This window comes from Coleofasciculus sp. D1-CHI-01, from assembly GCF_040218875.1.
Classification (GTDB): Bacteria; Cyanobacteriota; Cyanobacteriia; order Cyanobacteriales; family Coleofasciculaceae; genus Coleofasciculus.
The window spans coordinates 22,970-29,503 of the sequence record NZ_JAVJQP010000109.1 but is presented as its reverse complement, the minus strand read 5'-3'; the positions used below and the strand labels follow the sequence as shown (position 1 = coordinate 29,503).

Here is a 6,534-nt window from a genome sequence, read left to right as displayed (position 1 = left end):
TAAGAAAATCTTAAATATACATGGGTACAAATTGAGAGGAGTAATTGGCTCAAACGCTTACATAGTCGGGGTTTCGACTTCTATCACCAATCGGGATGGGGGGAACTTCAGCTTAATACAGACAGACAGATCCCCGACTTCGTAGGAGTTGTCGGGGATCTGTCTACAACGTTGGTTAGAACAGAGTGATGCCAAACTCATAACACAAACCGCCTCGGACATTAACCAAGACGGTTCGAGTGATATATCGATTTGTTATAAGTCACGACTCTAGGCGTTCACTACCTTTGACCGCTCTGATGGGGAGTTTCGTCCCCCATTGGTAGTGATGAAGTGGAGGAAGCGACAAAAACTCCACAACCGCCTCAGCTATCGCGTATCCGGCACTGTCCAGACATCTGAGCGTCGCTCTCCTTCGATGTCCGACAATGGATCACAGCGGAACAACCTCCATCCAGTGCCGTTTTCCTTTGCTATTACTAATGTATCAACACAGAACCGGGAAAACCATCACTCGTAAGGTGGAATCACACTCAAACCTAAGGAGGAACTCGGATTCAGACTAGGCTCTATCTTTGGGAGTTCAAAAGCGCGATCGCTCCTTTGAGGATTATCGGCTGTAATGCTTGTTATATAAAGGATAGAGACAAATAGAAAAACTGTTCACTAACAAAGGACATAACTTGCTTGGCGTTCCCTTGAGTATGACGAATGACAAATGACATAAGACAAATACCTTAAAAATCCACCCCTCGCTTCAAATCCACCCCTTTGTCACAATAATGCTTGTGACAAATCATCTCCGAATGAACCGTCGCCAATTCAAAATAAGCGGGTTGATTTTTACAACGACCTGTAATAATAACCTCCGTGTCACGAGGTTTACGTAACAGCGCCTCGACAATCGGTTCAACCTGCAACAGTTCCAAGTCAACCGTCGGATTCAGTTCATCCAGAATAATCGTTTTATACAACCCTGACGCTAACGCCGCCCTAGCAATTTCCCATCCCCGTTCCGCTTCCACATAATCCAAAATCTGCTGCTGTCCCCGCCAGACGATCGCATCTCGACCACAACGCTGATGATCCACCAGATTCGGGTAACTTTGACGCAATGCTGCGATCGCGGCGTCTTCGGTATATCCGCTTCCTCCCTTCAGCCATTGCATAATCATCACCCGGTGGGATTTATCCGTACTAATTCCCCGACCAATGGCTTGTAACGCTTTCCCTAACGCATTGGTCGATTTTCCTTTCCCCGCACCCGTATAAATTTCGATTCCCTCAATCCCCTGTTCTCGGGAAACCGGGTGATCATGAGGAACCGACTCACTATGTAAATCCGCCACATCCAACAGCGCTGGCGGTGTTCCGCGTCCCGTGACAATCACCTCCAAAGACGGCGGTTTATTTTTCAGGGTTTGCACCACCTCCTCCACCGGGAGTAAACCCAAATCCAGCAACGGATTCAACTCATCGAGCACCACAACCGAATAGAGATTGGACGCGATCGCGCCTTTCGCCACATCCCAACCGCGCTGCGCCTCTAACTTGTCAAACCGCGTCACTTCCTCTTGGGTAAAAAACTCACTTCGTCCCGTGCGAACCTGATCAATCAAGTGAGGAAACGCCCGTCGCAACGCCTCAATCGCCGCATCCTCATCATAGTTCCGTCCTGGTCCCTTCAGAAACTGTAACAATAAGACCCGACTGGATTCCGCACAGTTGATCCCCAAACCAATTGAGCGCAAAACCACGCCCAATGCGGCTTGAGACTTCCCCTTACCCACGCCATCGTAAACATGAATCTGACCCGTGATCCGTTCTGTACGCTCAGCCGCCGTGCGAATACCAATACCTGTCCTAGTCATTGACGATCCTTGAGAATCTACCCCAACTCAGTTTAGCGATATAACCGGGAATGGTAAGAATAATATTTATCCTCTTATCCCTGCCAATCTAATATAGTATAAACAAGCCAGACAGTTATCCCCGTCGTCGTTAGGAGGAATAAGGCGGAATGTCAGAGGTTCCCAGGATGTAACATTGATCGTCGCTCACGAAAGCGAGTATGACGAACGAGGAAATGATACCATCGATTAAACGGAAACCATTATGGTAGATAACCTAACTATTGTTTTACCTCTCCAACTGATTCTCTTTCAAATCTTATTCCTGTTGGTCGCGATCGCCCTAGAAGCCAGGGTCTTGCACCTACGGCTAAACCTTACTCGTAAAACCAGTGTGCAATATGCTACCTCGCTGAATTTGTGGAGCGTTGTCCTGGGTTGGTTAACTTTTTTAGTTCTAGAGACTTTGTTACCTCAATTTTTGCGAGTTCAAATTGTAAACTTTATTTTCTTTGATCATCCCCTAGGCAGTCAATTGAATACACCCAATCCTCAACTAATTTCGATTGGTATCATGATTTTCTTTTTCAGTTTTATCATCAAAATAATCGGATTTGAACTGATAAAGCAATGGATTCATGATCAACCAGAACAGTTTGAAATGAGTTCCGATATATCTAACAAAAGACCTGGCTTGTTTAATCAACCCAAGCGGAAGATTACCAATCCTAAACCCAATCCTGCCTTTGCTTTGCTACTGGCTAATGCCTATAGTTACAGTGCTATTTTGCTGCTTTTAGTCTTACGCTTTATGGACTTGAATATTCTTGAATTGAATACTCTATTCTAAGCGATACCCAACCTATAAATACTGAAATTAAACGGTTTTCAGTCTGTTCTAACGACTTCAAAATCTCTTACCATTAGCTTCAAATTAAACCAATGATTAGGAAAATTTTAAACAATATATTAAATTGGGTAAATAACCTCCTAAGAACTATCTTTGAAATCTTCAACCCGGACACAGCTTTCTCTTGGCAGACCCTGATCGGGTTAAGCGTATTCTCGTGGGCAATGTCGTTTCTGGCGACGAATATTTTTACAATTATATTAGCGAGTTTTAGTTGGTGGTTTTTAATTTTAGGTGTCTATTGGGCAACAACTAGCAATAAAGACATCAGCATTGGTAAAATCCTCTTAAGTCCCTGGATTACAGGTGCGTTGGTTACCATTTATATTGTTGGCATTGTTACAGGCGAATTGCCAGCCTACGCTTTAGTGATCTGGCCGCTGATATCGGCAATAATTGCGGCATTGCCCACTTGTTTAGGTGAGAATTTTAAACCCAAAATTCCCGATAGAGACAAACGTCAACCGCTGGTGTGGTTATTCACGAGTCAGTTGATACTAAGCAGTTGGTTTCAATTCTATTTTTTGGTACAAGACTGGTTAGTTCAATATCCCACAATCGCCGCTGATACATTTGAAAAAAGTGCCTTTGTGGTCAGACTATCCACCGATGAATCGAGGCAAAGGCTACCCCGTGGGACGACCATTTTAGATTTAGTAGCATCTCGCTTAGAAGAACAGCTTAATAACCAAGAGTGGTCAGACATTGAACAAATTCTTCTGCTTCGAGAACGTGAACAACTGATTGAGCAGATTGACCAGATTGCAACTCAAGTCAGGCAAGAAATTGCCTCTCCTGATATCAAAGAAGACAACTTGTGGAAAGTGCGTCTTGGAGAGATTTCACTGCGAGAGTCGGGGTATAACTTAGAACTAAAAGCCTTTTGGGAAGGTCCGCGATCGCAAACCCAAGCCAACTTACTCACCAAGTCTTGTCAGATAATATCCGTCAATCGCCAAACTGACATCGGTATTAGTCTTGTCAGTCAGGTAGAATGTGATCCGGTAGAAGGATGGCGCGTCGCTGAACCAATTGTTACCTCTCAATCACCAACTCTATAAATTATCGATGCAACCAATGAGTTGACATAAGACAAAGGACATCAGATAAATGGCAACAAAAACTGTAGGTAGAATTTGGACAATTGCGACAAATGGGTTTCAGGAAGTCATTCGCGATCGCATCTTTTATGTGATTGGCTTTTTTGCCCTGCTGTTGGTCGTTGCGTTACCCCTCTTGAGGGAAGTAGCCGCCACCACAGAAGATAAAATATTTATGGATTTAGGTCTAGCGGCGATTGGTGTGTTGGGAGTCCTGGTTGCCATATTTGTTGGGACAGGTTTGATTAATAAGGAAATCGAAAAACGCACCGTGTTGGTTTTAATTCCCAAACCTATCTCACGAGCAGAATTAATTATTGGCAAGCATTTAGGATTACTGGGAGTCCTAGCGGTTTTGGTTATCGCTATGACAGCTATTTACTTAGCTCTCCTCAGTTTCAATGGCATTAATTACCCCTTAGCTAGCCTACTGATTTCAGAGCTTTATCAGTTTTTAGAGTTAAGCCTAATTGTCGCCGTAGCGCTAATGTTTGGTGTGTTTACCAGCTCAATCCTAGCCACACTCCTAACCTTTGGCATTTATTTAATGGGACATTTGAGTCGCGATGTGCAGGAGTTAGGCAAACTCAGCGAAAATCCGACGATTGAGACAATAACCCAAGGTCTTTACCTAATCTTACCCGATTTATCTCGTCTAAATTTGAAAAATGAGGCAGTCTATGGCTTGCTTCCCTCCTCTGTAAAGCTTTTAGAACATGCCGTTTATGCCATACTCTACACGATCTTGCTGCTTGCGATCGCGATTCTGATTTTCTCTCGACGTGAGTTTTAATTGGAGATTGGGTGTCCCTTCACTTCGCTCAAGAAAACCGACTTTGTAGGGGCGGGTTTAGGAACTTTCTTGTCGCGATTGATAGTAACTTTAGTACAAAACCCGCCCTGACTAAGTGTTGAGTTAACTCCCCCATCTCCCCCATCTCCCCCATCTCCCCCATCTCCCCCAACTCCCCCAACTCCCCCATCTCCCCCATCTCCCCCATCTCCCCCATCTCCCCCATCTCCCCCATCTCCCCCATCTCCCCCATCTCCCCCATCTCCCCCATCTCCCCCAACTCCCCCAACTCCCCCAACTCCCCCTGTTCCCTATTTCATGTATTGACTAAAATAAAATCCCGCACAATTTCCACCACTTCAGGTGCAATCTCATGCCCCATATCCACCTCTTTGTACTGCATCGGCGCACCTAGCGCTAGTAAATAATCCCGCAATCGATGAGCTACTCTCAAAGGAACAACATTATCTTGTCTACCATGAACGATTAAAACAGGGGGCAAGGGAGGTTCAATCTCTTGAGGCGTGCGATGCCAATAACCACTCATTGACACTAAACCCGCCAAGGGTAAATGTAACCCAACATCTAGAGCCATGGCTCCCCCTTGAGAAAAGCCCATCATAATCGTAGAGGCAAGAGGAATACCGGTGAGACTTTCCAAAGACTTTAGCCAGTCTGTCAATAGACGCTGACTTTGTGCCAAGCCTTGATAGTCTTCTCGTTCCAAGTCATACCACATATAGCCTCCAGCCACCTGTGGGTGACCAAAGGGTGCATTAGGTAGCAAGACATGGTAGTTAGATAGAGCCAATTCTGGCACTAGAGGTTGCAAATCTTTAGCATTAGCCCCCCAGCCATGTAAAAGCACAACCAGTCCCACTGGTTGTTTACCTGTAGCTGGTGGAATTGAAATCGTCTCCAAAGACAGGGACTTACTCCTGAAAAATTTAACGTGTGATTTTACTTAGGTTACACATACTATAAACTATCGCTGCATCCATGACATTAGGTGGGTTATTTTTTGTCATGGAATGGCTAAATTTCCCGGAGTTCCAACCTAGGGGCTTGGTGACCAAGTGACCAAGTAGGGGCTTGGTGACCAAGTAGGGGCTTGGTGACCAAGCCCCTACTCCAAACCTAATTCAACTCAAAACGAAGGTCTTACCACTCAGCAATATTTTTGAAGCTATCTGGTTTAATAATAATGTGGCGATCGCTGTCAAAGCTAATCTTGCCCTGATTTTTTAACTTGTTCAGGAGTCGGGTGACGGTGACACGGGTCGTACCGATCGCATTGGCAAGGTTTTGGTGCGTCAGGCGCATCTTCAAACGAGTCCCTTCGGGTACAGGTTGACCCATTTCCTGTTGCATCAACCGCAACAAGTGTTGTAAACGATCTTCAACTCGACGCTGACCCGCGATCGCTAGGAGTGCCTCAGTTTGGCGTATCCGGTGGATGATTTGCGGTAATATCATCTGAGCCAATCGCGGTGAAGCATTGATCTCCTCTATAGAAAACCAAATCAGATGTACGTCAGACAATGCCGTCGCTTGGTAAGCACTCAGCAGAGAAAACCAACGACCAAAAAACATTGAAGGCTCTGCCCAACCTAGCCACACTTCTTCCCCATTCTGGCAAAGCGTACTGAGCTGAACTAAACCTTGGCAAACCTGCCAAACTCCTTGAGAAATTATGGGAATTTTGTCGCCTTTAGTATAAAAATGCAATCGACGTGAATCTTGAAATTCGGCTTGACCAAGAGATTGAGTCGGGTTTACGTCCAAAACGGCTCTGGAAGTTGGAATCATGGGCTGCAACTCTCTCCAGCCAGATTTTTACAAGCTGGTATAGCAGGGCAGCTCTACTGTAAGCAATCAAGG

The 6,534-nt window shown here is 45.2% G+C and carries 7 protein-coding genes; 3 read left to right on the top strand and 4 right to left on the bottom strand.

What is annotated here, in order from left to right:
* Nucleotides 1–737 precede the first annotated feature (737 nt).
* On the bottom strand, nt 738–1,871 hold the full coding sequence (locus RIB93_RS20290) for a cob(I)yrinic acid a,c-diamide adenosyltransferase (RefSeq protein ID WP_446375000.1): 1,134 nt from the start codon (nt 1,869–1,871) through the stop codon (nt 738–740).
* A gap of 244 nt (nt 1,872–2,115) precedes the next feature.
* Here RIB93_RS20290 and fraC point away from each other — a divergent pair, with 244 nt between their 5' ends.
* The 3 genes from fraC (at nt 2,116) to RIB93_RS20275 (ending at nt 4,653) form a co-directional block, all read left to right on the top strand.
* Entirely contained in the window at nt 2,116–2,700 is a 585-nt protein-coding gene (gene fraC, locus RIB93_RS20285) for a filament integrity protein FraC (RefSeq protein ID WP_446374998.1), read from the top strand.
* A 92-nt stretch (nt 2,701–2,792) separates the two neighbouring features.
* Entirely contained in the window at nt 2,793–3,821 is a 1,029-nt protein-coding gene (locus tag RIB93_RS20280; protein ID WP_446374996.1) for a DUF5357 family protein, read from the top strand.
* A 49-nt stretch (nt 3,822–3,870) separates the two neighbouring features.
* Complete coding sequence (locus tag RIB93_RS20275; RefSeq protein ID WP_446374994.1) at nt 3,871–4,653, top strand: ABC transporter permease; 783 nt, start codon at nt 3,871–3,873, stop codon at nt 4,651–4,653.
* A 28-nt stretch (nt 4,654–4,681) separates the two neighbouring features.
* Here the strand turns inward: RIB93_RS20275 and RIB93_RS20270 are convergent, their stop codons facing one another.
* From RIB93_RS20270 to RIB93_RS20260, 3 genes are all read right to left on the bottom strand, one after another.
* On the bottom strand, nt 4,682–4,951 hold the full coding sequence (locus tag RIB93_RS20270; protein WP_446374992.1) for a hypothetical protein: 270 nt from the start codon (nt 4,949–4,951) through the stop codon (nt 4,682–4,684).
* A gap of 18 nt (nt 4,952–4,969) precedes the next feature.
* Complete coding sequence (locus RIB93_RS20265; protein WP_446375002.1) at nt 4,970–5,581, bottom strand: alpha/beta hydrolase; 612 nt, start codon at nt 5,579–5,581, stop codon at nt 4,970–4,972.
* A 233-nt stretch (nt 5,582–5,814) separates the two neighbouring features.
* Nucleotides 5,815–6,462, bottom strand: a complete 648-nt coding sequence (locus RIB93_RS20260) for a Crp/Fnr family transcriptional regulator (protein ID WP_446374990.1) — start codon at nt 6,460–6,462, stop codon at nt 5,815–5,817.
* Nucleotides 6,463–6,534: the final 72 nt, after the last annotated feature.